Genomic DNA, 26,493 nt, shown 5'->3' on the forward strand with positions numbered 1-26,493 from the left:
GACGCTTTTTATTTGCCAGCGGAGAACAACAGGTAGCGAGAAATGAGCAAGCCAGGTTTTAGCCAGTATCGAACGAAAATAATGGTAACTTACAGGCAATCCGCCCGGGCGCAGGACGAAGAGACTCATCCCTTAATTAAAAAATTCGATAGCGAAAATTATCCTGTTGCTATGCGAAAAAGCCTTATTGGGCCGATCGCCGGTCTGACGCCGCTGTACGTTGCAGGCTACATCTACCAGGCTATTGTTGCTCCTGAAGAATTCACGCAACGCGCGCATATGAGTGGCAACAATTTGTCACCGTTGACAAAGGCGATCCCGGCTTACGGTAACATCTGGCAGACGTTTCCGGCGCTGCAACACTCCTCATCAATAAAAGGTGATACGACATGAGCGAGCGTCAACCGCAACTATTGGACCCTTTTGAGTTACCGCTGTATGGTGAACGGCTGATAGAAGCCTCGGCTGGAACTGGAAAAACCTTTACTATCGGCGTCCTTTACTTGCGTTTGCTATTGGGGCTGGGGGGCGAGGCGGCTTATCATCGCCAGCTGACGGTGAGTGAGATCCTGGTAGTAACTTTTACGGAAGCTGCCACGGCTGAACTACGCGGGCGGATCCGGGAAAATATTCATCAATTGCGGCTTGCCTGCGTGCGTGGCTCTAGCAATGATAATGTGCTGGCGTCGCTGCTCGATGAGATCCCCTCCCTTGCCGGTGCGGCGGAGTGGCTGCTGGCGGCTGAGCGCCAGATGGATGAAGCGGCCATTTTTACCATTCACGGTTTTTGTCAGCGGATGCTTAACCTCAATGCGTTTGAGTCAGGTATGCCGTTCGAGCAAACCCTTCTGGAGGATGAGCAGCAGCTACGCCGACAAGCGACCGCCGATTTCTGGCGGCGACATTGCTATTCGCTTCCTCTGCCGGTCGCCAGAGCCATGACAAAACTTTGGCGTGGCCCGGAGCAACTACTTACCACGCTCTCACCCTGGCTGGGGGGGGAAGCCCCGCGTTTCAAAAATGCGCCTGATAACGCTGAAACCATAACCGGACGCCACGATCGGATCATTGCCCGGATTAACGAGATGAAGGCGCAGTGGCTCGCACAGTCAGGCGAGGTGCAGACATTGCTCACTGACTCAGGTGTCGATAAGCGCAGCTACAGCAGCCGTTATCTGCCCGAGTGGTTGAATAAAATTGATTTGTGGGCTGCTTCGCAAACTGACAGCTACGACGTGGTCAAAGAGCTGGAGCGCTTTGGTCAGCGCGTGCTTGAAGAAAAAACAAAAAAGGGAGAAGTGCCCCGCCACACGCTGTTCACCTCGATTGATCATTTCCTTGCTGAACCGCGTTCGCTGCGCGATCTGGTGATTGCCCTGGCGTTGGAAGAGGTCCGCTTTGCCATCCGAGAGGAAAAACGACAGCACGCCCAGCTAGGTTTTGACGATCTGCTGAGTCGGCTGGACGAAGCACTGAAACGGCCCTCGGGCGAAAGTCTGGCGCAGGCGATACGTCAACGTTTCCCGGTAGCGCTGATCGATGAATTTCAGGATACCGATCCCCAGCAGTATCGTATTTTTCATCGACTTTATGGTCGCAGGCCAGAAAACGCGCTGCTATTGATTGGCGATCCCAAACAGGCGATTTATGCGTTTCGCGGTGCAGATATTTTCACCTATATGAAAGCGCGTGCCGAAGTAGATACTCATTATACCCTTGATACTAACTGGCGCTCATCGCCGTCAATGATTGACGGCATTAATCACTTATTCGGAGATCTGCCGCAGCCTTTTTTGTTCGCTGAAATTCCATTTATACCGGTCAAAGCAGCGCCGCCAAATCAAACGTTGCAATTTACGTTGGCGGGTAGCGAAGTGCCCGCGCTACGTATTTTTCTACAGCCAGGTGATGGCGTGAGTACGCGTGAGTATCAGGATTATATGGCGCAGCAGTGTGCAGCGGATATCTGCCGCTGGCTGCAGGCCGGGCAACAGGGCGCGGCAATGCTCGGTAAAGCCGGTGCCATGCGTGCGCTGCAAGCCTCAGATATTACCGTACTGGTTCGTAGTCGTAACGAAGCGACGCTGATACGTGATGCGCTGGCAGCGCTCAATATACGCTCGGTATATTTGTCTAACCGCGAGAGCGTTTTTGCCACGCCGGAGGCGCGCGAAATTCTCTGGCTACTGCAGGCGGTGCTGTCACCTGAACAGGAACGCACGCTACGCAACGCGCTGGCGACCTCGTTGTTTGGTCTTGATGCCTTAACTCTGGATACCCTGTCGCAAAACGAGCAATTATGGGATGCCCTGGTTGAGGAATTCAGTGATTATCGCGAGTTATGGCTCAGTCGCGGCGTTTTGCCAATGTTGCGCGATCTGATGATGCGGCGGTCAATTGCAGAAAACCTGCTCGTTTCCGAAGCGGGAGAGCGTCGTTTAACGGACGTGATGCATCTGAGTGAATTGTTGCAGGAAGCCTCGGCGACGCTCGACGGTGAGCACGCGCTAATACGCTGGCTTGCACAATCAATTACTGAGCCTGACAGCAATGCTGCCAGTCAGCAGCTGAGGCTGGAAAGCGATAGTCATCTGGTACAAATTGTCACTATCCATAAATCTAAGGGGCTTGAATACCCTCTGGTGTGGCTGCCATTCATCGCAGGCTTCAGGGAAGCCAGCCTGGGGCTTTATCACGATCGTCAGAGTTTTGAAGCGCTACTGGATTTGGGCGATGACGCTCAAAGTATTGAGCTGGCGGAGCAGGAGAGGCTGGCTGAAGACTTGCGTCTGCTGTACGTCGCGCTTACCCGTGCGAAGTGGCACTGTAGCATTGGCATTGCACCGTTGATTAAAAGTAACCGTAAAAAAGAGGGCGTCAGCGATCTGCATAAAAGCGCGCTTGGTTGGCTACTTCAACGTGGTGAAGCGCTGGATGCAAACCAGCTTCGTCGTACCCTGGATGCCTTCTGTCAGCAGGGGATTGCGCTCTGTACTACGGCGGAGATGAATGTCGCGGCATGGCTACCCGACGAAGTTGAAACCAGCAGACTCGTCAGCCCCTCGGTTGGAAGGGCCCTGTTCGATCGCTGGCGGGTTACCAGTTACACCGGTTTGTTGCAGTATGGGCAAGTGCATACGCTGGAGCTGCTACCCCGTCTCGACATGGATGCAGCGGGTGAGGGGGGAACAGCCGTGGGACAACCAACACTGACGCCTCACAGTTTTCCACGCGGCGCCGCGCCCGGCACTTTTTTACATGCACTGTTTGAACAACTCGACTTTACCCGGTCGGTCGATGCCGACTGGCTGGCCGTGGCGTTACAGACGGCGGGATATGAAGCCCACTGGCTGATAGTGATCCAGCAATGGCTGGAAGCGGTTCTACAGGCGCCGCTGCTGGACAACGGCCTGAGTCTGAACCAGCTTAGCAATGCCAGTAAGCGGGCAGAAATGGCTTTTTATTTACCGATTGACCGTTTGTTAAATGCTGAAACGTTGGATGCGCTGATCCGTCGTTTCGATCCCCTCTCGAAGCAGGCGCCACCGCTGCAATTTCACCAGGTGCGTGGAATGCTGAAGGGGTTCATCGATTTGGTTTTTTGCTGGCAGGGGAAATATTACCTGCTGGACTATAAATCAAACTGGTTGGGCGAGGATGCCTCGGCCTATACCCGTCAGGCGATGGAGGCGGCAATGTGTAGTCATCGTTACGATTTGCAATATCAGCTCTACAGCCTGGCACTACACCGCTACCTGCGCCAACGAATTAAGGATTATGACTATCAACGCCATTTTGGCGGCGTTATCTATCTGTTTTTACGCGGTATTGACGGAGAAAATAACGGCAACGGCGTATTCAGTACCAGACCTGACGCGGCGCTACTGGCAGGGCTGGATGCCTGCTTTTTACCGAGTGAAGAGGACAGGCTATGACGGGTATGACTCTCTTACTCCAAAGAGCCTGCGAGCAGGGATTGCTACGGCCGTTGGATTTGCATTTTGCGCGGCTGATTGCCAATGACGATCCGCACCTGATGCTGGCTGCAGCCTGGGTCAGTGCAGAGGCAGGGGCCGGCCACGTCTGCCTGCCGTTAGCACGGATGACGGCACAGCACCTGTTTGCCGGACACGAACCTGAACTGGCGAAGGCCATCTGGCAGGCGGCTGGCGCTCCACAAAACTGGTTAGCCCTGCTTCAACATCAGGAAGCGATCGGTAAGGGCGGATCGCCAACCCCGCTGGTACTAAGCCAGCAGCGGCTCTATCTTAATCGGTTATGGCAGGCTGAAGGACAGGTCGCGGCGTTTCTCACCTCGTCGCTGGTGACGGAGCCATTTTCTGCTGAGCGGACGCGGCAGGTGCTTGATAGCCACTTTGGTCAACAACCGGATAACTGGCAAAAGATTGCGGCAGCGGTAGCGCTAACCCGGCGGGTGTCGATTATTTCCGGCGGTCCGGGAACCGGTAAAACCACCACTGTGGCTAAGTTGCTGGCGGCGCTTATCCAGCTCTCATCTGTGCCGCTACGTATTCAACTGGCAGCACCGACAGGTAAATCAGCAGCACGTCTGACACAATCGCTGGGTAATGCTCTCGCAGGATTGCAGTTAAGCACAGCGGAAAAAGCGCGTTTCCCTCAGGAGGCTATCACTCTACATCGTCTACTGGGAGCCAAACCTGACAGTCAGCGCCTGAGCCACAACGTCGATAATCCACTGCATCTGGACGTGTTAGTAGTGGATGAGGCCTCAATGGTGGATTTATCCATGATGGCAGAGTTAATTGCAGCGCTTCCCGCATGGGCCAGAGTGATCTTTCTTGGCGATCGCGACCAGCTCGCTTCGGTGGAAGCTGGCGCAGTGTTAGGGGATATATGCAGCTGTGCTGCTCAGGGATATAGCCCGCAGCGTGCGCAGGAGCTGCAGCAGCTTACCGGTTGTGAGCCTGGCTACAGTGATGTCGTCGGTGCGGTTGCCATCCGTGACAGTATTTGCTTGCTTCGTAAAAGCTACCGCTTTGCCAGTCACTCAGGTATTGGTCAACTGGCGCTGGCAGTAAACAGCGGTGACGTTCGGCAGGTGGAAGATATATGGCAGCGTGGATTTACGGATATTAGCTTACAACCGCTGGTCAGTCAGAAAGACTATCAAAGAATGCTGAATGACGCGGTAGATGGTTTCAGGGGTTATCTGAACGCATTAAAGGCAGGTGCCGGGCCGGAGGCAGTATTACGGCAATTCAGCCATTATCAAATTCTTTGCGCGCTGCGCGATGGGCCATTTGGTATCCAGGGACTGAACGAGCGCATTGCTCAGGCTTTGCAGCGAGCGGGTCTTATTCTGCGGCCATCAGGAGAAAACCGCTGGTTTATCGGTCGACCGATAATGATCGCACGTAATGACAGTGCGCTGGGCTTGTATAATGGTGACATCGGCATTGCGATGCTTGACGATCAGCAGCGAATGAAAGTGTTTTTTATGCTGCCTGACGGTGGCGTGAAAGCGGTTCAGCCCAGTCGCTTGCCGCAGCATGAAACCGCCTGGGCAATGACGGTTCATAAATCACAAGGGTCTGAATTTGTACATACTGCGCTGGTGCTTCCCGGTCAGGTTCTGCCGGTGCTGACCCGTGAGCTGGTTTACACGGCCATTACGCGCGCGCGCGAACGTTTGTCTCTCTACGCCGACGCAAAAATATTGCGAGCGGGCATTCGTTCTCAAACTGAACGCCGCAGCGGGTTAATTGCGCGTCTAACCACATAATATCGCCAGTCGATGAGCTGCAGCTGGGCTGCCCACTGAGTGCTATTCAAGATCTGCCATTAGCACTTTTGATTTACGCTGAAAATTATAAAGCTTCTTCTTGGTTTCAGGCAGATGATCGACATCCACAGGCGTGAAGCCGCGCTCCTGGAACCAGTGGATACTACGGGTAGTCAATACGAATAGTTTCTTAAGGCCCATCTGCTTTGCCTGCAACGCGATGCGATCCAGCAGCGCTTCTCCGCGTGAAGAGCTGCGGTAGTCTGGATGAACAGCAACGCACGCCATCTCTCCGATCTTTTCTTCAGGAAAGGGGTAAAGCGCCGCACAGCCGATGGTCAAATTGTCGCGCTCAACGATGGTGAATTTGTCAATTTCCATCTCCAGCTGCTCGCGTGAGCGGCGCACCAGAATTCCCTGCTCTTCCAGCGGGCGAATTAACGCCAGAATACCGCCGATATCATGGATGGTTGCCCGGCGGATACGTTCGGCGCTTTCCATAACAATTTGCGTGCCAATACCATCGCGTGAGAACAGCTCTTGCACCAGCGCGCCATCCTCCTGATAGCTAATAAGATGGCTGCGACGAACGCCGCTACGACAGGCGTTGATCGCACCGCGCAGGAAGCGTACGGTGCCTGAAAGATAGTCGCCGCTGCTTTCACGATGATCCAGATAAGTCTGCGCCTCGTCAGGAAATAACTCCGAAACGATGTTACCGTCGTCATCGATGACGCCCTGGCCTGTGCAGAAGCCGATCATCTTTTCAGCTTTAAGCTTAATCGCCAGCTGGGTTGCGATCTCCTCAGAAGTCAGGTTAAAGCTTTCACCGGTCACCGAAACCGCTACCGGGCCGAGCAATACGATTGCACCGCCATCAAGCTGGCGATGAATAGCCTCTTTATCGATACGGCGAATGCGCCCGCTATGGCAGTAGTCGACGCCGTCGTCGACGCCAAGAGGTTGGGCAATAATGAAGTTGCCGCTCACTACATCAATATGGGCACCCTGAAGCGGGGAGTTACTCAGGCTCATTGAAAGCCTGGCGGTGATGTCCAGCTGTAGTCGCCCTGCTGCCTGCTTCACCAGCTCCAGCGATTGGGCATCGGTAACGCGGATATGTTTATGATAAACCGGCTCCATACCATGCCCGGCGAGGTTAGCATCTATTTGTGGTCGTGCACCGTAAACGAGTACCAGCCGGATGCCAAGGCTGTGAATTAAACCGATATCATTAACGATATTGGCAAAATTTTCATGTTCAATAGCTTCGCCGCCCAGCATAATGACAAACGTTTTGCCCCGATGGGCATTTACGTAAGGGACGGTGTGGCGGAAGCCATCGACCAGCTCAGTGCTACGTTCCTTCACAGTTAACCCTCATTAATGCATTTTTATTCGTAAAAAATGTATTTTTATTCTTTTAGCGTTTATGCGCAAGAAGAATCCCAACGAATAAAGATGTCAGGATAGTAAAATACCTCTAATCTATTGCATTTTATCGCGTTTTTGGGGTGACACCGGTTGGCGGATTGGGTAAAGTTTTGCCCGAAACTACTATCGCTATATTTTTATACAACACGGCAAAGCGGAGTTGCATGTCGCATCCTGATTTCAATGTGAGCCGTCGTCGCTTATTACAAGGAGCTGGCGCACTGTGGTTACTTAGCGTCAGTAAGCTTGGCCTAGCCGCCAGCAGCCACGTGATGGCAGTGCGCATCTGGCCTTCTACTACCTATTCGCGTTTGACCATCGAGTCCAGCACACCTCTGAAGTATAAGCAGTTTACGCTGACTAATCCCGACAGAGTGGTGGTGGATATTGAAAATATTCAACTTAACCGGGTGATGAAAGGCGTAGGCGAACTGGTGCGTCGCGACGATCCGTATATCAAAAGCGCCCGGGTAGGGCAGTTTGATCCCCGTACAATCAGGCTGGTACTGGAGCTTAAACAAAATGTCTCGCCGCGACTGTTTACCCTGGCACCGGTGGCCGGCATAAAAGATCGCCTGGTGCTGGATCTTTATCCGGTAAAAGCGATATCCGACGATCCTTTGTTGGCATTACTGGAAGACTACAACAACGGTAAGCTGGAAAAAAACCAGCCGACAGAGGCACCCTTACCTGGCAAAGCAGGAAGAGATCGACCTATTGTGATTATGATTGATCCCGGACACGGCGGCGAAGATCCGGGCGCTCTGGGTAAGATGAAAACGCGCGAGAAAGATATCGTGCTGAAGATGGGACGCTATCTCAAGACGCTGATCGACAAACAGCCGAATATGCGTGCCCATATGACACGTCATGAAGATGTATTCATCCCCCTAAAAGTGCGGGTGGCTAAAGCTCGTCGTGTGCGTGCCGATTTGTTCGTTTCGATTCATGCTGATGCTTTTACCAGCCGGGCGGCTCGCGGTTCGTCAGTATTTGCGCTCTCGACGCACGGGGCAACCAGCGCGGCGGCACGTTTTCTGGCACAAACACAAAACGAGTCGGATTTGATCGGCGGCGTCAGTATGAGTGGCGATCGCTATCTCGATCATACCATGTTCGATATGGTACAGCGCCAGACGATTAGCGACAGTCTGATATTTGGTAAAGAGGTGCTGTCTCGTATGGGGAAAATTAATCAGTTACATAAACGCACTATTGATCAGGCTGGATTCGCGGTGTTGAAAGCGCCGGATATTCCGTCGATTCTGGTTGAAACGGCATTCATCAGTAATGTTGGAGAAGAGCGCAAACTACGCACACCGCGTTACCAGCAGCAGGTTGCTCAAGCGATCCTCGCGGGTATCAAAGCTTATTTTGCTAATGGCGCGGTGCTGGCAAAGTATAAATAGCTGGGGGCTACTGATGGAGCTTGGTAAACGTGGGCAAATTAAAGGCAAAAAAAACACCCTGATGGGTGTTGATTTTATTGGTTGCGGGGGCCGGATTTGAACCGACGACCTTCGGGTTATGAGCCCGACGAGCTACCAGGCTGCTCCACCCCGCGTCCGTCTTACATCTTACTGTCAAACCCCAGAGCAATACGCCATCTCAGCGTTTGGGGCTTGTTAACTTCTGTACCAAAAAAGCTGATTCAGCCTTAATTGGTTGCGGGGGCCGGATTTGAACCGACGACCTTCGGGTTATGAGCCCGACGAGCTACCAGGCTGCTCCACCCCGCGTCTGTGGATGCGCACTATACTCTGCAATTAATTGTATGCAACCCTTTTTTGGAATTGGGTGCTCAATTGCCGTTTTGTTAAACAATTATCTGTACTGACTCGCAAGCATGACTGCGTTATGAAGCTGCTACATTTCTTTATGCCGACGCCTTTGATATCGTTTGTTGAAAATCCGTAAGGGGATCCTGTGCTAATGAAAGGGACTGCAATTAAATTATGTCTGATCGGTGTGCTGGCAGCGTTGCTGGCTGCCTGTTCTTCAAAGCCGACCGACAGGGGACAGCAGTATATTGATGGAAAGCTGGAACAGCCTTTGGCCTTGGTTAACCAGCCTAATGTAACGGGCGCGCCGGTAAACGCAAAAGACTTTTCCGATCAACTGCTCGAGATTCAGTACGCTGATCCGGCCATGTATGATCGCCAGCAGGCTACCTATAACTCGATTAAAAGCTGGCTGAGGGCGGGTGGCGATACGCGTCAGTTAAGTCGCTATGGTCTTGATGTTTTCCAGATGGAAGGTGCCGATCATTATGGTAATGTCCAATTTACCGGCTATTACACGCCAGTGGTGCAGGCACGCCATACGCGCCAGGGGGCTTTCCAGTATCCGATCTACCGGATGCCCCCCAAGAAAGGTCGCCGTTTGCCGAGTCGAGCGCAAATCTATAACGGCGCGCTGAGCGATAAATATGTCATTGCGTACAGCAACTCACTGATGGACAATTTTATTATGGGTGTGCAGGGCAGCGGCTACGTGGATTTTGGCGATGGCCGACCGCTGACCTTTTTCGCCTACGGTGGTCAAAATGGTTACCCTTACCGAAGCATCGGTAAGATACTTATCGATCGCGGCGAGGTGAGCCGCGAGGATATGTCCATGCAGGCGATCCGCGATTGGGCAGAGAGCCATTCGCCGGTTCAGGTGCAGGAATTACTTGAGCAGAATGCATCGTTCGTGTTCTTTAAGCCAGAGCCTTTCACACCGGTGCGCGGAGCTAGCGCAGTGCCGCTGGTGGCTAAAGCTTCTGTGGCGTCTGATCCAGCGCTGATCCCTCCGGGGTCGGTACTGCTGGCTGAGGTTCCTCTGCTGAATGATAAAGGTAAATTCAACGGAAAATATGAGATGCGTGTGATGGTATCGCTGGACACAGGCGGAGCGATTAAAGGGCAGCATTTTGATATTTATCAGGGGGTAGGTCAGCAGGCGGCCCATCTTGCCGGCTGGTATAATCACTACGGACGGGTGTGGATACTGCGCGCTGCGCCAGGAACCGGCCAGTATACTCAAATCACTGATTAATATTCATCACGTTTTATCCGGCTGCGGGCTAGCCTGGCCCGCATGATGTTGAGTTTTAGAGGTAGTCATGACATTTCTCTCCGACGCCTGGCAGCAACGCTTTGGCGGCACTGCCCGGCTGTATGGCCGATCGGCACTCCGCATATTTGCCGGTGCGCATATCTGCGTAGTGGGTATTGGCGGTGTAGGAAGCTGGGTCGCAGAAGCGCTGGCGCGAACCGCGATCGGTGCGATTACGCTGATTGATATGGATGATGTCTGTATAACGAACACTAACCGCCAGATCCATGCCCTGAAAGGAAATATCGGCCAATCCAAGTCCGGTGTAATGGCTGAACGTATTCTGGCGATCAATCCCGAGTGCCGCGTTACCTGTGTGGATGATTTTATCACGCCGGATAATACTGCACAGATGATGGCAGCCGGATTTGATTATGTCATTGATGCCATCGACAGCGTACGCCCCAAAGCGGCGCTAATTGCCTGGTGCCGTCGTAACAAAATTCCGTTGATTACTATCGGCGGCGCGGGAGGGCAAAGAGATCCCACTCAGATCCAGATAGCAGACCTCGGTAAAACTATCCAGGATCCGCTGGCAGCTAAACTGCGCGAACGGCTGAAGCAAGATTTTGGCGTTGTTAAAAATAGTAGGGGTAAGCTGGGGATCGACTGCGTATTTTCCACTGAAGCGCTGCTTTATCCGCAAGTGGACGGCAGCGTCTGCGCCTCGCGGGCGACGGCCGAAGGACCAAAGCGAATGGATTGTGAGTCTGGTTTTGGCGCAGCGGTAATGGTTACCGCAACCTTTGGTTTCGTTGCGGTATCGCATGTATTAAAAAAGCTACAGGCTAAGGCCGTCAGAGTTTAAGCAGCCTCAGATTTGTCATCTCATGTGCTTTCCGCTGCGCACCTGACTGCCGCAGCCAGTGCCTCTAGCCCTGCGCTGCGTGAGGCGCTGAGTTGCTGGCGCAATCCAAGCCTGTCGAACAGTGCCAGCGGATCGTCACGACGCAGCGCATGCGCCGACTGGCACTCAACGGCGGTTAACAGCACAGCCAGTAACCCTCTTACAATGCGTCCTTCGCTGTCGCCGTAAAAATGTAGCCTGTTACCTTCGAGATGCTGCCAGCCCAGCCAGACGCGATTTTCGCAGCCACTTAGCTCGATATCAGGTCGCTTAAGATTTTCGTCGAGGGTTGGCAACTGCTTACCCAGCATTATTAGCTGGCGATAGCGATCTTCCCAATGCTGAAACGTACTGAATTTTCGTAGTAATTCCCCGGCTGTAATGAGCGAGCCAAAGGGATGTGGAGCCAGCACGGCTTGATTCATTAGCTTTCCTCCAGCAGATCGATCGCCAAACGCAGGGCGCGTACCAGCGCCTCCACGTCCTGCAGGGTATTATAAGGTGCGAACGAAGCGCGCAGCGTTCCGGATACGCCGAGTGCCTGCATCAGTGGTTGGGCGCAGTGCTGCCCGGCGCGCAGCGCAACGCCACTTTCTGCCAGCAGCGTCACCACGTCGTGGTGGTGCAAGCCGGCGAGTTCGAACGACAGAAGGCTGGCATTGCTGGCGCGAAAGCTGCGAAAGCCAGGTAGCACAGCTAGCTGTTCTTCAGCGGTATCCGCCAGCTCACAGCTCCAGCGTTCGGCAGCCTCCATATCTATGTTCGCTAGCCAGTCAAGCGTAGCACTCAGGCCGATGACGCCTGCGACATTTGGTGTTCCTGCTTCAAAACGCCAGGGCGGTGGCTTGATGGTAAAACCCTTAAAGTCGACCTGGGTTAGCATCTTGCCGCCTCCGTGCCAGGGAGACATCACTTCCAGTAACTCCGGCTTTGCGTAAAGTACGCCGAGGCCAGTCGGCCCATAGAACTTATGACCTGAGAACGCGTAAAAATCAATATCCAACGCCTGTACGTCGGTGCGCGCGTGAACAATGCCCTGTGCACCGTCAATCATCACTTTAGCACCCACCTGATGGGCCAGTTCGATAGCGAGTTTTAGTGACGGGCGTCCGCCGGTGACGTTAGACATTTGTCCAAGTGCCAGCAAACGTGTTTTGCCATTGAGCAACTGTGGCAGGAGCGAAAGATCCGGTAGCTTGTCGCTTCCCAGCGGCAGTTTTATCAGCCTGGCGTTGTGACGTTGTGCCAGCATTAGCCAGGGAACGAAATTAGCATGATGTTCCGCTTCGGAAACGACGATTTCATCGCCGGCATGCAGCAGAGGCTCTAGCCAGCTTTGCGCTACCAGATTGATTGCCTCAGTTGCACCACGCGTCCAAACGATACTGTGCGGGTCGGTGGCATTAATCCAGCGGGCAACCTGCGTTCTGGCCTGCTCATACCGAGCGGTTAACTCTTGTGCTGATGCGTAATGACTTCGGTGAACCGTCCCGGCGCTAAGGGAATAAAAGGTGCTGGTGGCATCAATTAGACACTGTGGCTTTAAAGTCGTTGCAGCACTATCCAGATAGACTCCCGCATCCTGCAAAGCAGGGAATTGTGCTCGGAAATTAGCGGGGTAGAAGTTGTGCATGGTGCCTCTTTGATCTGATGCTGCTGAAAGCAATATTAGGACCAGGATGATTTTAACCTGATTGGCTGGCAAAGCCAGCAAAGCGAGTTAAGCTAAATCATGCAAGGTTTGAACTATTACCCGTAAATTACCGCCGCTTTGTCAGGTGTTTTTGCTGATACTTTTGGTAGCGGTAGGGGACGTTAATTGCATTACTATCTGCAAGGAGATGAAGAATTGAAAAAATTAGCTGCTCTTCTGGCCACCAGTGGCGTGGTACTGACGCTTGCTGCTTGTTCTAGCAATTATGTCATGCACACCAACGACGGACGCACCATTGTTGCGAGCGGTAAACCGGCCCTGGATGATGAGACGGGGCTTATCAAGTATAAAGATGCAAACGGCGTTAAACAGCAAATCAACCGTTCTGACATTAAAGAGATGGTTGAACTGGGTCAGTAATCAGATTTGTTGAAGAAAAAAAAGCACCGCATTGGCGGTGCTATTAAAATTACTATGGACAGACAGGGTTAATCTACAGGAATTTAGTCAGATCTGAAAAAGGTCAGATCAAATTGCAAACACAACATCACGACCACAAGCCAAAAGCCTGCTAAAACTCCGCGTCTTAACTTGCTTTTCGTTCCAGCCCGAGGAAGTGCGGCAAATATAGGTATTTGCTGGTAGTTCAACAACGGACAATTTATAATGCCTCGGATAAAAAAATCTAATATGTAACCCCTTATATACAGCTGTGACTATTTATGTCATTTCAGATGGTCCTGGATTATGTCTAAACGTTTGCCGCCATTGAATGCCCTGCGAGTTTTTGATGCAGCGGCCAGGCATTTAAGCTTCACCAAAGCCGCTGACGAACTGTTTGTAACTCAGGCTGCTGTCAGTCATCAGATAAAATCGCTTGAGGATTTTCTGGGGCTAAAATTGTTCCGACGTCGTAATCGCTCTTTGCTTCTGACAGAAGAGGGTCAGGGTTATTATCTTGATATAAAAGAAATTTTTTCAGCCATCAATGAAGCGACCCGCAAGCTTCAGGCGCGTAGTGCGAAAGGTGCGCTGACGGTCAGTTTGCTTCCCAGCTTCGCTATTCAATGGTTAGTTCCGCGTCTTTCCAGCTTTAACTCTGCTTATCCGGGTATCGACGTGCGTATACAGGCGGTAGACCGGGATGAGGAAAAACTGGCCGACGACGTTGATGTGGCCATTTTTTACGGTCGTGGTAACTGGCCAGGGCTGCGGGTAGAAAAATTGTATGTCGAATATTTGCTGCCCGTCTGTTCGCCACAGCTGCTGGCTAGCGAGCGGCCGTTGAAAACGCCCGCCGATTTGGATCATCATACGCTATTGCATGATGCTTCACGTCGCGACTGGCAATCCTATATTCGCCAGCTAGGATTGTCGCACATCAATGTGCAGCAAGGTCCAATATTCAGCCATAGCGCAATGGTATTACAGGCGGCCATTCATGGTCAGGGGGTTGCGCTGGCGAATAACGTAATGGCGCAAACTGAAATTGAGGCGGGTCGATTGGTGTGCCCATTTAATGATGTACTGGTTAGTAAAAACGCTTTTTATCTTGTTTGCCATGACAGTCAGGCAGAACTCGGTAAAATAGCCGCCTTTCGTCAGTGGATCCTGTCCCGGGCTGCCAGTGAGCAAGAAAAATTTCGTTTTCGCTACGACCATTAACTGTTTTACTACGTGTCAGGTTTTGGCGCGTTAACCATCAGAGGAACCTAAGATGAGCAGCCGTGCAATGCTGATCTTCGCCGCAATCAGCGGCTTTGTTTTTGTAGCACTCGGCGCATTTGGCGCCCATGTGCTGAGTAACATCCTCGGCCAGGACGAGATGGCCTGGCTAAGAACCGGGCTGGAGTATCAGGCTTTTCATACCCTGGCAATAATGGGGCTGGCGGCGGCGATGCTGCGTCGGGCCAATATCTGGTTTTACTGGAGCAGCGTATTTCTGGCATTAGGCACGGTTTTATTTAGCGGCAGTCTTTATTGCCTGGCACTTTCCCATTTACATTTGTGGGTCTACTTCACCCCAATTGGCGGTATCTGCTTTCTTATTGGTTGGGCACTGGTGTTCGTCGGTGCGTTACGCCTGAAAAAAAGAGCAGATCGGCCATGAATAAAGTGTTGCTTTATTGCCGGCAGGGTTTCGAAAAAGAGTGCGCTGCCGAGATTGCGGAAAAAGCGGCAGCGCTGGGCATTTTTGGCTTTCCCAGGGTGAAAGAGAATGCCGGCTATATTTTGTTTGAAGGCTATCAGCCTGATGATGGTGACAAGCTTGTGCGGGAGTTGCCTTTTCCCAGACTGATCTTTACCCGGCAGATGGTTGCGGTTGGCGACCTTATTCGAGATCTCCCCCAGGAAGATCGCGTATCGCCAATCGTGGCCGCTTTACTGGGTGCAGTAAAAAGGGCCGGTGATTTGCGCGTGGAAGTGGCCGATACCAACGAAAGTAAAGAGCTGTTAAAGTTTTGCCGTAAGTTTACCGTACCCTTGCGGATCGGGCTGCGTCAGGCGGGAATATTACTTAATCACGAAAATGCAAAGCAGCCACTTGTTCATGTATTTTTTATCGCGCCGGGGCACTGCTACGTCGGTTATTCTCTCCGCAATAATAATTCACCATTTTTTATGGGTATCCCGCGCCTGCGCTTCCCTTCCGATGCGCCCAGCCGTTCCACTCTGAAACTGGAAGAGGCGTTTCACGTTTTTATACCGGCGGATGAGTGGGATGAGAGGCTGGCGAGTGGCATGTATGCCGTCGACCTGGGCGCTTGCCCGGGTGGTTGGACTTATCAGCTGGTTCAACGTGGCATGATGGTGCACGCCGTTGATAACGGACCAATGGCACCATGCCTGATGGATAGCGGGCAGGTGATGCATCATCGTGAAGATGGTTTTAAATACCGGCCAACCCGCCACAACGTTTACTGGCTGGTGTGCGACATGGTTGAAAAGCCTGTGCGCGTTGCTCGCCTGATGGGGACGTGGCTGGTCAATGGCTGGTGCCGAGAGGCAATATTCAACCTTAAATTGCCGATGAAAAAGCGCTATGAAGAAGTATCGCATAACCTGTCGATGCTGGCAGAGCTACTGAGCGAAAACGGCATTAATGCGCAGATCCAGGCGCGCCATCTCTATCACGACCGCGAAGAGGTGACGGTACACGTCCGGCGAATCTGGAGTGCAGCGGGGGGACGGCGCGACGAGCGCTAAGCTGTTTTAGCCAAACGCAGCGCTTTCAGATTTCCGTGAAGCATGAGGTCGCTTTGTAAGGTTGCAACCTGACGGCAGGTTAGCGCTAAATCGTGCGTACCTTCCAGCTTGTGCCGCCATTTTTCCTGCAACTGCGGCAGCGATTTATACAACGTATCCAGAGAGCTGTATTGATGTAACAAGGCGGCGGCAGTTTTAGGCCCGATGCCGGCAACGCCGGGGATCTTGCTGCTGGCTACACCCGCCAGTGCCCAATAGTCAGTTAGCTGCTGCGGCGCGACGCCAAAGTGCTGCTCGACAAACGGCAAATCCAGCCAGCGTTTCTGAAAATAGTCGCGGATCTCAATTTGTGGTGCCAGCAGCTGACAATAGCCTTTATCGGTAGAGACGATTGTCGCACGGTGTCCGCTGGCGGCGATGCGTCTTGCCAGGGTCGCCGCCAGGTCGTCGGCCTCACTACCTGGCGAAGCCCAGCAAGCAACGCCCGCCTGCTCAAACGCCTGACGCAGCGTCGGCATTTCTGCCTGTAAATCCTCAGGCATGCTGCGACGACCCGCTTTATAGTCAGGCAGTAGCCGTTGCCGCCAGCTTTGATGGCGCTGTTCATCATCAAACACAGCTACCGCGTGGCTGGGTTGGCTGTGATGAATCAGTTGAGTAAGCGCACCGAGACACGCATTACGACAGGGAGACCCCTGCACTGCATGAATACGACGAATCAAATTAAGCGCATCAATAATCAGTAGATGATGTGTCATCGTTAAACAGAGCGGCCAGTGGCCGCTCTTCAGACCTTTAGCGGATAATTTCGTAGCAGGGGATATAGGCGGTTCCCGGTAATTTCATACGATGCTGGGCGACAAAGCCCTGTAGCAGATCGTCCATACGATGCATCATTGCCGGATCGCCATGAAGTTTAAACGGCCCCTTTTTCTCAATCTCTTTAATTGCAAAGTCTTTAACGTTCCCTGCTACGATGCCGGAGAACGCTTTGCGTAGCGTAGCGGCCAGCTTTTCTGCGGGCTGGTTAGGATAAAGATTCAGTTCTGCCATGTTGCCATGACTCGGGTTAAAGGGAACCTGAAGATCAGGCTCGACGCGCAACGCCCAATTGAAACTGTAAGCATCGCCGGTATCCCGTCGGTGCTCTTTTACATCAGGCATCGCTTTTTTCATCTGGCTGGCTACCGCCGCCGGATCGTCAATAATAATTTGATAGTGACGGCGCGCTTCCTTACCGACGGTGTTTACAATGAATTCATCCAGTACGTTGAAATAGTCGGCGCTTTCTTTAGGGCCGGTCAGTATCAGCGGCAGAACCTGATCGTGGTTGTGAGGATTCATCAGGATCCCTAGCAGATAGAGCAGCTCTTCGGCAGTTCCCACTCCGCCGGGGAAGATAATGATGCCATGGGCAATGCGGACGAAGGCTTCCAGCCGCTTTTCGATATCTGGCATGATGATGAGCTCATTAACCAGCGGATTTGGCGGTTCAGCAGCAATAATTGATGGCTCTGTCAGGCCAATGAAGCGCGCTTCTTTATAACGCTGCTGCGCATGGCCCACGGCAGCGCCTTTCATCGGTGCCTCCATGACACCAGGTCCGCAGCCGGTGCAGATATTTAGCTCACGCAGGCCAAGCTGTGCGCCCACATTGCGGCAATACTGATATTCCACGGCATTAATCGAATGCCCCCCCCAACACACTACGGTATTAGGTTCTTCGCCGACGTGCAGTGCACGAGCGTTGCGAAGAATAGAGAACACCTGATTGGTTATTTGAACCGAGCTTTCAATCCTCTGATCCTGAGAGCGACATGCGATGTCGAGCTGGCCGCTAACAAACAGAATGTCGCGCAGCACCGCAAACAGGTTGGCCTGCAATGAGCGGATCAGGCGTCCATCAACAAAGGCTTCCTCCGGTGGATTTATGAGTTCCAGTTTTACTCCGCGCTCGCGACGTAGCACGTTTATATCAAAGTCCTGGAAGCGGGAGAGCAGTTCCTGGCTGTTGTCTGTTTGACTGCCTGAATTAAGCACGGCGAGTGAACAGTTACGAAACAGCTGATAAAGGTCGCTGCTGGCCGTGCGTTTCAACACATCGACTTCAAGCTGTGAAAGCAGGTCCATTGAGCCGAGTGGACTGATTTGTGTAATCAAAATAACTCCTTCGCACCCGCCAGGGGGAGCAGTGACCCGTCGCTTTATTCATCAGGATGCGGCGGAAAAAATCCCTGATAGCGTAGCCAGGATCATCGCCTTTCAGAGTAAGCCCTGACAACGGTCGTTTAACAATAACGTGGACGGACAAATAGCAGTGGTTAACCCACAGATTACTGGCGCGCCAGTCTTGTATGGGTGGGCTGAAAACTAACGTTGCTACGCCACGGATTGATATCCAGCCCGCCGCGACGAGTATAGCGGGCATAAACGCTCAGCAGCTCTGGTTGGCAGAAACGCTGTATATCGCTGAAAATGCGTTCAACACACTGTTCGTGAAATTCATTGTGATGACGGAAAGAGACCAGATAGCGTAGCAGCGCCTCGCGATCGATTTGTGGACCGCGATAGTAGATTTGCACCGAACCCCAATCAGGCTGATTGGTGATCAGGCAGTTAGACTTTAGCAGATGGCTGACAAGTTGCTCCTCGACGATTTTCTGACCGACAGCATTTTGCAAATAGTCAGCATTGAATCGGTAATCATCAATAGCGATATCCTGTTCATCGATGCACTGTCCGCTAAAATGTCCCAGCGGCTGACCTTCAATCTCTTGTACCCTGAACAGCGTGACGCTGACATCTCCGCCGGCGCAGGCCCGGAGATCTCGTTCGAGAGTGACGCGCACCTCGTCCATGCTGCTAAATTTCGTCTGATTGAAGCTGTTCAGGTAGAGCTTAAAGCTTTTTGATTCAATAAGATTCAGGCTGCTTGCATCCAGCGTCACTTCCCCGACGGCAACCAGTGGCAGACCGCGCTTATTAAGCCAGGAAAGCTCATAAAGCGTCCAGATATCAGCGCCATGAAACGGGAGTGAGTCTGCCCGAAGCCCCAGTGGATCGCGGTTCATCGCCCGTGGTACAGCCTGAAGTAAGGCAGGATCGTAACGATCCAGGTAGGCCGTTGGTTTACCTAACCTCAGGCTTTGTAGCGCCTGATGCTGTTGATAAGAAGACATAATGCTACCCTGATAGTCCGCGCTAATACAAACAGATACAGCCACCTAGTGTAACGCAGGCTGCGGAGAGTGAGAAAAATTAATGTATGAAGATACGGCTCAGGCCCTAAAAAATTTTACCACAAGCTGGTGTCAGCACTGGCAGGATACATTGGGACACGACCCGCTTAGTGCTGAACTTTACGGTATTCCTTCGCCTTGTGTTATCGCCACCAGCGGCGAACAAGTTTTCTGGCAGCCACAGCCTTTTCAACCACTTGCTGACCTGACAGCGGTGGCAAGAGCGCTGGATATTGAAATACAACCTTCTGTCAATGCCTTCTATACCACCCAGTTTGCCGGCGAAATGAGCGCGCGTATTGGCGATCTCGAATTGCAATTGTCGCAGGTCTGGAGCCTGGATGACTTTAGTCGTACGCAGGAAAATTTGATTGGACATTTATTGATGAAGCGTCGTCTGAAGCAGACGCCGACGCTATTTATAGCGACGACCATTACTGACCTGGATGTTATATCGGTATGTAATTTGACCGGAGAGGTGATCTCTGAACAACTGGGTACGAAGGAGCGGCGTAAATTGGTTGATTCATTACCTGATTTTCTTTCAAGATTACAACCAGTTATAGCATAATTTGAGATAAGTACTGCTTTTCTTGTGAGATATATCCTGCAATTGCTGTGAGATATACGCAGGTAAGAAGGTATAATTTTTGTGTGGTTTTTTGTGAAAACTCTGTAAATCATAAGGTTGGGTTGTGGATGCGTAAATTTTGATTTTTTAATCATCTTTAGACGGATATTGATGGGTTGTTTAATTAAGGGGATAGGTCAGAATGACTATAACGGCAAGGAAGTCGGGACCAAAAATAGCATCAGGAAGAGTTGTTTTGGTTCAGGGAATAATTATCAGGATGATGTTACAAGGATAGGCTTCAGGAGTGAAGTGAGGATTGCTCAGGACGAGTTAAGGGACACCTCCAGGACGGAGAATGTGAGCCTGCAGGAACGCAGGTGGGTTATGGATGCCTATGGATCACGGCAAGATGCTGTTTTCAGGATGATTTGGAAAAGTTTTCAAGGATGAGCAGGGAGCATTAACGTAGCTGGAATGCTGCTAAACGAACCGGGAGCACTGTTTTTACAGTGCTCCCTTTTTTTGTGCCTGCGTTGGGGATTTTACGCCGTAACTGGCAGGAAATGATATCCTGATTCCCATTATTTTACTCTGTGGGAGAAAGGTTTATGTGTCAGCAAATTCGCCAGCAGCTGCACGAAATTGAAAACCTGCTGCGCGCTGAGGATCTCTGGCAGCAACAAGCGCCCGGGCAACAAGCGCTGGCTAGCAGCGAACCTTTTTGTGTCGATACCCTCACGCCGTTGCAATGGTTGCAATGGATTTTGCTACCGCGGATGCATGCGCTGCTTGACAGCCAGAGTGCGTTGCCGACTAATTTTGCTATTGCCCCATACTACGAAATGGCTCTGGAGATGGATATCCCGCATCGGGACCGACTGCTTCATCTGCTCAACCAACTGGATGCCCGGTTTGGTGACCGGCAATGATTGATGTGATTTATCAGGATGAGTGGTTAGTGGCGGTTAACAAGCCTGCTGGCTGGCTGGTGCATCGCAGCTGGCTTGATACAAATGAAACACGTTTCGTGATGCAGACGGTACGTGACCAGATTGGTCAACATGTTTTTACAGTCCATCGTATTGACAGACCCACCTCTGGCGTTTTGCTGATGGGGCTTTCCAGTGAAACAGCACGTTTGCTGGCGGAGCAGTTCGCCGCACACCAGATTGAAAAAACCTACCATGCTGTCGCGCGCGGATGGTTGCACGGGGAGGATAGACTGGATTATTCGCTGGTTGAAGAGCGCGACAAAATCGCCGATAAATACAGCCAGACTGAAAAGTCTGCGCAGGCGGCTGTCACCGACTGGCGAGCCTTGGCGCAGGCTGAGGCGGCGATTGCTGTCGGACGTTACCCTACAGCGCGCTATAGCCTGGTAGAATTGAGGCCGCAGACGGGTCGTAAACATCAGCTGCGTCGTCATCTTGCACATTTGCGTCATCCGATTATTGGCGACAGCAAACATGGCGATCTGCGACAGAATCGTGCGGCAGCCGAGTATCTGGCGATGAACCGTTTGATGCTCCACGCCAGTAAGCTGAGGCTCCGGCATCCGAAGACCGGTGACATGCTGACGCTTGAGGCTGCACTGGATCCTTGCTGGCAGGCGGTTCTGCAACGTTTCAGCTGGCAGCATTTTTTCCCTGCAAACAACAGGGTTGCCTTTAATACTCACCATCAGGATAGTGGATCAAATTAAGTTGTTGCTAAAACAGGAGAAGTAACGATGGCCGAAATTGGCATTTTTGTGGGAACCGTTTACGGCAATGCGCTGCTGGTTGCTGAAGAGGCGCAAACACAACTACAGGAGGCGGGACACCAGGCAACGCTGTTTGAAGCTCCCGGACTTTCTGACTGGCATAGATATCTGGATAAGATTGTGCTTATCGTCACCTCGACGACTGGTCAGGGAGATCTACCTGACAGTATTGTGCCGCTGTTTCAGGGGATTAAAGATAAGCTGGGACATCTGCCGCAGTTGCGCTACGGGATTATAGCGCTGGGTGACAGTAGTTACGATTGTTTTTGCGGTGCCGGCAAGCAGTTCGATATGCTGTTGCAGGAGCAGGGTGCAAAACGGCTTGAAGAGGTTTTGACAATTGATGCCTCAGAATATCCGGAGCCGGAAGTGATTTCGCAACCCTGGGTTGAACGCTGGAGTGCCCTTCTTTAAGTCCTTCACGGGGCTTTTCACGGCTGCACGTCCCGATGTGGCCAGACTGCCCCGGTGCCATACCGCCAGAAATTATCATTCGTCAACACATCTTCGCACCGTCTCAGGATATTACACCGGCTGATTTGCGCTCAATCCGTGACTTCGCCCCCAGTACATTGTGCAAATACCTGAACATTATTGATTATCAGTTGTGTTACCTGTGCGTTTGTCCAATGTTAACTGCTGCACGCATTTTTATACTTGATCGGTGTACGAACAGGCAGTGCTGGCACAAACCTTGAGCGATGCGCAAACACGACCTGATTAACGGCCAATAATTAACGAGTTATCTCTTTGTTATAGTTAACATCATTCTGATACCCAACGCGGTCTATATGCAGTTCAGAGTGAAAGTAGCTAACCGCTATATTTCAGGAGTGCATCATGAATACATTCAGTGAGAGTCGGGTCCCCGTTGGGGGGCAAAAAAAAACCCATGCCCGCTACTGGATTGTGGTGATGCTGTTTATCGTGACCTCTTTTAACTATGGCGATCGGGCAACGTTATCGATCGCTGGTTCATCTATGGCGAAAGAGATAGGCCTGGACCCGGTAGGTATGGGCTATATCTTCTCAGCGTTCTCCTGGGCTTACGTTATTGGACAGATACCCGGTGGATGGCTTCTTGATCGCTTTGGTTCGAAAAAAGTCTACTTCTGGAGCATTTTTATCTGGTCATTGTTTACCTTGCTACAGGGATTTGTCGATCTGTTAAGCGGATTTGGCATTATCGCTGCGCTTTTTTTCCTGCGCTTTTGCGTTGGCCTGGCGGAAGCACCGTCATTTCCCGGTAACAGTCGTATCGTTGCTGCCTGGTTTCCGGCGCAGGAGCGTGGCACGGCGGTAGCTATCTTTAATTCTGCGCAGTACTTCGCCACGGTGATTTTTGCGCCCATTATGGGCTGGCTCACGGCCAGCGTCGGTTGGGCGCATGTATTCTGGTTCATGGGCGCGTTGGGGATTATTCTCAGCCTGATCTGGCAGAGGGTCATCCATGATCCGCATGATCACCCCGGCGTCAATAGCGCTGAACTGGAATATATGGAGCAGGGTGGCGCGCTGATCAATATGGATGTGAAAAAGGTCGGGCGCAAAGTCAGCGCTGGTGAAAAGTGGTACCAGATCAAACAGCTCCTCTCCTCACGCATGATGCTCGGTATCTATCTCGGACAGTATTGCATTAATGCGATGACCTATTTTTTTATCACCTGGTTTCCGGTTTATCTGGTACAGGCACGCGGCATGTCGATCCTCAAAGCCGGGTTTGTTGCCTCTGTTCCGGCGATTTGTGGTTTTCTCGGTGGCGTGCTGGGCGGTGTCATTTCCGATTATCTGATGCGTCGGACCGGCTCGCTGAATATAGCCCGTAAAACGCCAATTGTTGTAGGAATGCTGCTATCGGTATCGATGGTGGTTTGTAATTACGTCAATACCGAATGGATGGTGGTGTTCTTTATGGCAACGGCTTTTTTCGGTAAGGGCATTGGTGCATTGGGTTGGGCGGTGATGGCGGATACAGCGCCAAAAGAGATCAGCGGTTTGAGCGGCGGCTTGTTCAATATGTTTGGCAACTTCTCCGGCATCGTGACGCCCATTGCGATTGGTTATATCATCGCCACAACCGGGTCTTACGACGGCGCATTGGTTTACGTGGGTATCCATGCACTGGTCGCAGTGATCAGCTTCCTGGTGATAGTGAAAGATATCCGACGTATTGAACTGAAACACCTAAGTTAAGGAGTGATCATGACGACGCAAAGTACGCCGGTCATTACCGAAATGCGCGTTATCCCGGTTGCCGGCTACGATAGCATGCTACTCAATATTGCTGGCGCCCACGGAGCCTGCTTTACCCGCAATATCGTCGTACTGACGGACAGCGCCGGGCATACCGGCGTTGGAGAGGCTCCGGGTGGCGAAACCATTCTCCATACATTAAACGACAGCATCGGCCAGGTCGTTGGTCAGCAGGTCGCACGCCTGAATCGAATTGTTCAGCAGGTTCATCTGGGCAATCAGGCCGCGGATTTTTCGTCATTTGGCAAGGGGGCCTGGACCTTTGAACTGAAGGTTAATGCGGTTGCCGCACTGGAGGCCGCCTTGCTGGATCTGCTGGGTCAGTATCTGGGCGTGCCTGTTGCAGAACTACTGGGGCCGGGCAAGCAGCGCGATGAAATCACGGTGCTTGGCTATCTGTTTTACATTGGCGATCGGCAAAAAACAGACTTGCCCTATCAGCAAGGTATGACCGGCGGTCACGATTGGTATCATCTGCGGCATCAGCAGGCATTGGACACCATTGCCATCGTGCGGCTGGCGGAGGCGGCACAGGACCTTTATGGTTTCAAAGATTTTAAGCTTAAAGGCGGCGTGCTACCGGGAGAACAGGAGATTGACACGGTCTGCGCACTGAAAAAACGTTTTCCGGAAGCGCGTATCACGGTCGATCCAAATGGTGCATGGCATCTTGAGGAGGCGATTGCACTTTGTAAAGGCCTGGGCGACGTACTGGCCTACGCGGAAGATCCCTGTGGTGCTGAGCAGGGCTACTCCGGGCGGGAGGTGATGGCTGAATTTCGCCGTGCTACCGGTCTGCCAGTGGCAACCAATATGATAGCCACCAACTGGCGTGAGTTGGGGCATGCGATGCAGCTTAACGCAATCGACATTCCACTGGCCGATCCCCACTTCTGGACCCTGAGTGGTGCGGTGCGGGTCGCGCAGCTATGCAATGAATGGGGCCTGACATGGGGCTGTCATTCAAATAATCACTTCGATATTTCGCTGGCAATGTTTAGTCACGTTGGCGCAGCGGCGCCCGGCTCACCAACCGCTCTGGATACTCACTGGATCTGGCAACAAGGCGATCAACGTCTGACCAAAAATCCGCTGCGGATAGTGAATGGCAAAATCAATATTGGCGATGCGCCCGGTTTTGGCATAGAGCTTGATTGGTCGCGGATCGAGCAGGCGAATGCGCTGTATACATCGCTACCCGCAGGTGCTCGCAATGATGCGGCGGCGATGCAGTATCTGCTCCCTAATTGGCAGTTTGATCGCAAGCGCCCGGCTTTTGGCCGCTACGCGCCGTTTACAGAAGGAATGTAAAAAATGAGTCAACCGAGTGCAACACCTCTGATAAAAAGCATGCGGGTGATCCCCGTGGCCGGGCATGACAGCATGCTTCTTAATCTCAGCGGTGCTCACGCGCCGTTCTTCACCCGTAACATCGTTATTATTGAAGACAATGCCGGTCACACTGGCGTTGGTGAGGTGCCGGGTGGCGAAAGAATTCGTCAGACGCTGGAAGATGCCATTCCGCTGGTGCTGGGTAAAAATATCGGCCAGTATAAAAATCTGCTGAGGCTGGTGCGTCAGACATTCAGCGATCGTGACAGCGCCGGACGCGGCAATCAGACTTTTGATTTACGCACGACCATACACGTTGTTACCGGCATTGAGGCCGCGATGCTTGACCTACTGGGTCAGCATCTGCAGGTCAACGTTGCAAGCCTGCTGGGTGAGGGCCAGCAGCGAGATCGCGTCGAAATGCTTGGCTATCTGTTTTATCTTGGCGATAGGCATAAAACGTCGCTGCCTTATCAGGAACAGAACAACGACGCATGCGAATGGTATCGTCTGCGCCATGAGGAAGCGTTAACGCCGGAAAGCATTGTGCGGCTGGCTGAAGCGGCACGGGATAAATATGGATTTAACGATTTCAAGCTCAAGGGGGGGGTGCTGGCCGGTGCCAGCGAAGCCGAAGCGGTGACCGCGCTGGCACAGCGTTTCCCTGAAGCGCGTATCACACTGGATCCCAACGGAGCCTGGTCGCTGAACGAGGCTATCTCATTGGGTAAACAACTCAAAAATGTACTGGCCTATGCGGAAGATCCCTGTGGTGCCGAACAGGGCTACTCGGGGCGTGAGGTGATGGCTGAGTTTCGCCGGGCGACAGGGCTACCGACAGCCACCAATATGATCGCCACTGACTGGCGGCAACTGGGGCACACCCTTTCGTTACAATCGGTCGATATTCCGTTGGCAGATCCCCACTTCTGGACCCTGCAGGGATCGGTACGCGTGGCTCAGATGTGCCATGATATGGGTCTCACCTGGGGCTCCCATTCTAATAACCATTTTGATATATCGCTGGCAATGTTCACTCACGTCGCCGCCGCTGCACCGGGCCATATAACCGCTATTGATACTCACTGGATTTGGCAGGAGGGCAACCAGCGCCTGACCAAAAACCCGCTGCAAATTGAAGGTGGCATGGTACGGGTGCCTGACGTGCCTGGATTAGGCATTGAGCTTGACATGGACCGGCTAATGCAAGCCAACGCACTTTATCAGCAGCACGGGCTAGGGGCGCGGAACGATGCCGTTGCCATGCAGTATCTGATCCCAAATTGGGCTTTCGATAATAAACGTCCGTGCTTAGTTCGTTGAATTAA

The 26,493-nt window shown here is 52.3% G+C and carries 23 protein-coding genes and 2 tRNA genes; 17 read left to right on the top strand and 8 right to left on the bottom strand.

Annotated elements, in window-relative coordinates:
- Positions 1-42: 42 nt before the first annotated feature.
- Genes BM191_RS05055 through recD form a run of 3 tightly spaced genes read left to right on the top strand, consistent with a single transcriptional unit; the run spans position 43 to position 5,764 of the window.
- A complete protein-coding gene (locus BM191_RS05055) occupies positions 43-393 on the top strand; it encodes a hypothetical protein (protein ID WP_092875780.1) in 351 nt (116 codons plus the stop codon).
- A complete protein-coding gene (gene recB / locus BM191_RS05060; RefSeq protein ID WP_092875783.1) occupies positions 390-3,935 on the top strand; it encodes an exodeoxyribonuclease V subunit beta in 3,546 nt (1,181 codons plus the stop codon). The genes BM191_RS05055 and recB overlap by 4 nt, the downstream gene beginning before the upstream one ends.
- Positions 3,932-5,764 carry an exodeoxyribonuclease V subunit alpha gene (gene recD / locus BM191_RS05065; RefSeq protein WP_177203297.1) on the top strand — a complete coding sequence of 611 codons (1,833 nt, stop codon included), beginning with the start codon at positions 3,932-3,934 and terminating at the stop codon, positions 5,762-5,764. The genes recB and recD overlap by 4 nt, the downstream gene beginning before the upstream one ends.
- Positions 5,765-5,806: 42 nt before the next feature.
- Here recD and argA read toward each other — a convergent pair whose 3' ends face one another.
- The gene (argA, locus tag BM191_RS05070; protein WP_092875785.1) at positions 5,807-7,135 is read right to left on the bottom strand and encodes an amino-acid N-acetyltransferase; all 1,329 of its coding nucleotides are present in this window, start codon (positions 7,133-7,135) and stop codon (positions 5,807-5,809) included.
- Positions 7,136-7,362: 227 nt separating this feature from the next.
- Here argA and amiC point away from each other — a divergent pair, with 227 nt between their 5' ends.
- Positions 7,363-8,607 carry an N-acetylmuramoyl-L-alanine amidase AmiC gene (amiC, locus tag BM191_RS05075; protein ID WP_092875787.1) on the top strand — a complete coding sequence of 415 codons (1,245 nt, stop codon included), beginning with the start codon at positions 7,363-7,365 and terminating at the stop codon, positions 8,605-8,607.
- Between the two features lie 78 nt (positions 8,608-8,685).
- On the opposite strand, the gene BM191_RS05080 is transcribed toward amiC, so the two are convergent.
- Positions 8,686-8,762: transfer RNA gene (locus tag BM191_RS05080), tRNA-Met, on the bottom strand.
- Between the two features lie 98 nt (positions 8,763-8,860).
- A tRNA-Met gene (locus BM191_RS05085) sits at positions 8,861-8,937 on the bottom strand.
- Positions 8,938-9,130: 193 nt separating this feature from the next.
- Here BM191_RS05085 and mltA point away from each other — a divergent pair.
- Entirely contained in the window at positions 9,131-10,237 is a 1,107-nt protein-coding gene (gene mltA, locus BM191_RS05090) for a murein transglycosylase A (protein ID WP_092875789.1), read from the top strand.
- 67 nt (positions 10,238-10,304) lie between these two features.
- A complete protein-coding gene (tcdA, locus tag BM191_RS05095) occupies positions 10,305-11,105 on the top strand; it encodes a tRNA cyclic N6-threonylcarbamoyladenosine(37) synthase TcdA (protein ID WP_092875791.1) in 801 nt (266 codons plus the stop codon).
- 20 nt (positions 11,106-11,125) lie between these two features.
- Here the strand turns inward: tcdA and csdE are convergent, their stop codons facing one another.
- On the bottom strand, positions 11,126-11,569 hold the full coding sequence (gene csdE, locus BM191_RS05100; RefSeq protein WP_092875793.1) for a cysteine desulfurase sulfur acceptor subunit CsdE: 444 nt from the start codon (positions 11,567-11,569) through the stop codon (positions 11,126-11,128).
- Positions 11,569-12,777 carry a cysteine desulfurase CsdA gene (gene csdA, locus BM191_RS05105; protein ID WP_092875795.1) on the bottom strand — a complete coding sequence of 403 codons (1,209 nt, stop codon included), beginning with the start codon at positions 12,775-12,777 and terminating at the stop codon, positions 11,569-11,571. The genes csdE and csdA overlap by 1 nt, the downstream gene beginning before the upstream one ends.
- Positions 12,778-12,993: 216 nt before the next feature.
- Between csdA and BM191_RS05110 the strand changes: the two genes are divergently transcribed.
- From BM191_RS05110 to rlmM, 4 genes are all read left to right on the top strand, one after another.
- A complete protein-coding gene (locus tag BM191_RS05110) occupies positions 12,994-13,218 on the top strand; it encodes a YgdI/YgdR family lipoprotein (RefSeq protein WP_092875797.1) in 225 nt (74 codons plus the stop codon).
- Positions 13,219-13,545: 327 nt separating this feature from the next.
- Positions 13,546-14,463, top strand: coding sequence for a transcriptional regulator GcvA (locus BM191_RS05115; protein ID WP_092875799.1), 918 nt, complete (start codon positions 13,546-13,548; stop codon positions 14,461-14,463).
- A gap of 52 nt (positions 14,464-14,515) precedes the next feature.
- Positions 14,516-14,908: a DUF423 domain-containing protein gene (locus tag BM191_RS05120; protein WP_092875801.1), complete on the top strand. Its 393-nt coding sequence runs from the start codon at positions 14,516-14,518 to the stop codon at positions 14,906-14,908.
- Entirely contained in the window at positions 14,905-16,005 is a 1,101-nt protein-coding gene (rlmM, locus tag BM191_RS05125; protein ID WP_092875803.1) for a 23S rRNA (cytidine(2498)-2'-O)-methyltransferase RlmM, read from the top strand. The genes BM191_RS05120 and rlmM overlap by 4 nt, the downstream gene beginning before the upstream one ends.
- On the opposite strand, the gene xni is transcribed toward rlmM, so the two are convergent.
- The 3 genes from xni to queF all read right to left on the bottom strand — a co-directional run bounded on the left by xni (position 16,002) and on the right by queF (position 19,184).
- Positions 16,002-16,763: a flap endonuclease Xni gene (gene xni / locus BM191_RS05130; RefSeq protein ID WP_092875805.1), complete on the bottom strand. Its 762-nt coding sequence runs from the start codon at positions 16,761-16,763 to the stop codon at positions 16,002-16,004. The two genes, rlmM and xni, sit on opposite strands and share 4 nt — an antisense overlap.
- Before the next feature lie 37 nt (positions 16,764-16,800).
- Entirely contained in the window at positions 16,801-18,165 is a 1,365-nt protein-coding gene (gene ppnN, locus BM191_RS05135; protein ID WP_092875807.1) for a nucleotide 5'-monophosphate nucleosidase PpnN, read from the bottom strand.
- Positions 18,166-18,338: 173 nt separating this feature from the next.
- Positions 18,339-19,184 (bottom strand): NADPH-dependent 7-cyano-7-deazaguanine reductase QueF, encoded by an 846-nt coding sequence (queF, locus tag BM191_RS05140; protein ID WP_092875809.1) that lies wholly within the window; start codon positions 19,182-19,184, stop codon positions 18,339-18,341.
- An 82-nt stretch (positions 19,185-19,266) separates the two neighbouring features.
- Here queF and syd point away from each other — a divergent pair, with 82 nt between their 5' ends.
- The 7 genes from syd to gudD all read left to right on the top strand — a co-directional run bounded on the left by syd (position 19,267) and on the right by gudD (position 26,488).
- Positions 19,267-19,815: a SecY-interacting protein gene (syd, locus tag BM191_RS05145; protein ID WP_092875811.1), complete on the top strand. Its 549-nt coding sequence runs from the start codon at positions 19,267-19,269 to the stop codon at positions 19,813-19,815.
- A 611-nt stretch (positions 19,816-20,426) separates the two neighbouring features.
- A complete protein-coding gene (locus tag BM191_RS05155; protein WP_092875815.1) occupies positions 20,427-20,747 on the top strand; it encodes a YqcC family protein in 321 nt (106 codons plus the stop codon).
- The gene (gene truC / locus BM191_RS05160) at positions 20,744-21,520 is read left to right on the top strand and encodes a tRNA pseudouridine(65) synthase TruC (protein ID WP_092875817.1); all 777 of its coding nucleotides are present in this window, start codon (positions 20,744-20,746) and stop codon (positions 21,518-21,520) included. The genes BM191_RS05155 and truC overlap by 4 nt, the downstream gene beginning before the upstream one ends.
- Before the next feature lie 27 nt (positions 21,521-21,547).
- Positions 21,548-21,994 (top strand): flavodoxin, encoded by a 447-nt coding sequence (locus BM191_RS05165; protein ID WP_092875819.1) that lies wholly within the window; start codon positions 21,548-21,550, stop codon positions 21,992-21,994.
- Positions 21,995-22,420: 426 nt separating this feature from the next.
- Positions 22,421-23,773 (top strand): MFS transporter, encoded by a 1,353-nt coding sequence (locus BM191_RS05170; protein ID WP_092875821.1) that lies wholly within the window; start codon positions 22,421-22,423, stop codon positions 23,771-23,773.
- Positions 23,774-23,782: 9 nt separating this feature from the next.
- Complete coding sequence (locus BM191_RS05175; protein ID WP_092875823.1) at positions 23,783-25,144, top strand: enolase C-terminal domain-like protein; 1,362 nt, start codon at positions 23,783-23,785, stop codon at positions 25,142-25,144.
- 3 nt (positions 25,145-25,147) lie between these two features.
- Positions 25,148-26,488 carry a glucarate dehydratase gene (gudD, locus tag BM191_RS05180; RefSeq protein WP_092875825.1) on the top strand — a complete coding sequence of 447 codons (1,341 nt, stop codon included), beginning with the start codon at positions 25,148-25,150 and terminating at the stop codon, positions 26,486-26,488.
- The last annotated feature ends 5 nt before the right edge of the window (positions 26,489-26,493 follow it).

The sequence above is a fragment of the Izhakiella capsodis genome, from assembly GCF_900115045.1.
Classification (GTDB): Bacteria; Pseudomonadota; Gammaproteobacteria; order Enterobacterales; family Enterobacteriaceae; genus Izhakiella; species Izhakiella capsodis.

What these genes read in the sequence shown, in the direction of transcription:
- BM191_RS05120 (WP_092875801.1), top strand. Translation starts at nt 14,516, where the DNA reads ATGAGCAGCCGTGCAATGCTGATCTTCGCCGCAATCAGCGGCTTTGTT.
- tcdA (WP_092875791.1), top strand. Translation starts at nt 10,305, where the DNA reads ATGACATTTCTCTCCGACGCCTGGCAGCAACGCTTTGGCGGCACTGCC.
- xni (WP_092875805.1), bottom strand. Translation starts at nt 16,763, where the DNA reads ATGACACATCATCTACTGATTATTGATGCGCTTAATTTGATTCGTCGT.
- BM191_RS05170 (WP_092875821.1), top strand. Translation starts at nt 22,421, where the DNA reads ATGAATACATTCAGTGAGAGTCGGGTCCCCGTTGGGGGGCAAAAAAAA.
- syd (WP_092875811.1), top strand. Translation starts at nt 19,267, where the DNA reads ATGTATGAAGATACGGCTCAGGCCCTAAAAAATTTTACCACAAGCTGG.
- BM191_RS05165 (WP_092875819.1), top strand. Translation starts at nt 21,548, where the DNA reads ATGGCCGAAATTGGCATTTTTGTGGGAACCGTTTACGGCAATGCGCTG.
- gudD (WP_092875825.1), top strand. Translation starts at nt 25,148, where the DNA reads ATGAGTCAACCGAGTGCAACACCTCTGATAAAAAGCATGCGGGTGATC.
- recD (WP_177203297.1), top strand. Translation starts at nt 3,932, where the DNA reads ATGACGGGTATGACTCTCTTACTCCAAAGAGCCTGCGAGCAGGGATTG.
- BM191_RS05155 (WP_092875815.1), top strand. Translation starts at nt 20,427, where the DNA reads ATGTGTCAGCAAATTCGCCAGCAGCTGCACGAAATTGAAAACCTGCTG.
- BM191_RS05055 (WP_092875780.1), top strand. Translation starts at nt 43, where the DNA reads ATGAGCAAGCCAGGTTTTAGCCAGTATCGAACGAAAATAATGGTAACT.
- rlmM (WP_092875803.1), top strand. Translation starts at nt 14,905, where the DNA reads ATGAATAAAGTGTTGCTTTATTGCCGGCAGGGTTTCGAAAAAGAGTGC.
- csdE (WP_092875793.1), bottom strand. Translation starts at nt 11,569, where the DNA reads ATGAATCAAGCCGTGCTGGCTCCACATCCCTTTGGCTCGCTCATTACA.
- BM191_RS05115 (WP_092875799.1), top strand. Translation starts at nt 13,546, where the DNA reads ATGTCTAAACGTTTGCCGCCATTGAATGCCCTGCGAGTTTTTGATGCA.
- recB (WP_092875783.1), top strand. Translation starts at nt 390, where the DNA reads ATGAGCGAGCGTCAACCGCAACTATTGGACCCTTTTGAGTTACCGCTG.
- csdA (WP_092875795.1), bottom strand. Translation starts at nt 12,777, where the DNA reads ATGCACAACTTCTACCCCGCTAATTTCCGAGCACAATTCCCTGCTTTG.
- BM191_RS05175 (WP_092875823.1), top strand. Translation starts at nt 23,783, where the DNA reads ATGACGACGCAAAGTACGCCGGTCATTACCGAAATGCGCGTTATCCCG.
- amiC (WP_092875787.1), top strand. Translation starts at nt 7,363, where the DNA reads ATGTCGCATCCTGATTTCAATGTGAGCCGTCGTCGCTTATTACAAGGA.
- mltA (WP_092875789.1), top strand. Translation starts at nt 9,131, where the DNA reads ATGAAAGGGACTGCAATTAAATTATGTCTGATCGGTGTGCTGGCAGCG.
- queF (WP_092875809.1), bottom strand. Translation starts at nt 19,184, where the DNA reads ATGTCTTCTTATCAACAGCATCAGGCGCTACAAAGCCTGAGGTTAGGT.
- truC (WP_092875817.1), top strand. Translation starts at nt 20,744, where the DNA reads ATGATTGATGTGATTTATCAGGATGAGTGGTTAGTGGCGGTTAACAAG.